Annotated in this window: 1 protein-coding gene; it reads right to left on the reverse strand. The window is 38.7% G+C overall.

From position 1 onward, the window contains the following. Positions 1-249: RNA-dependent RNA polymerase family protein (locus tag NG904_RS17050; RefSeq protein WP_252232926.1), on the reverse strand; the 249-nt coding region annotated here is incomplete at its 3' end. Between the last annotated feature and the right edge of the window lie 33 nt (positions 250-282).

The raw sequence follows: 282 nt of genomic DNA on the forward strand, positions 1-282 counted from the left end.
CATGACTGTATATCCAAAACTTCCCCACTTGGTGGTGAAACTTGTATTTTCCTGGTATTCCTTTGCAATCCAGACTTGGTGGTACCCTAAAAATCCATCCGTAAAGGAATATATTTCATGCCCAGCGACTCCTAAAATTTCTTTAGTGAACAGGGTCAGAGATGGATCAATGACACAAACTATGTTCAATTCCCTATAATCCACACAAATTCTAATCTGCTCATCCTTTTTGATGTTGATTACCATCATACTTATCCACTCCGATTCTTCCACTACCTCAAT

It is taken from the genome of Clostridium sp. ZBS15, from assembly GCF_023845705.1.
Taxonomy (GTDB): domain Bacteria; phylum Bacillota; class Clostridia; order Clostridiales; family Clostridiaceae; genus Clostridium; species Clostridium aquiflavi.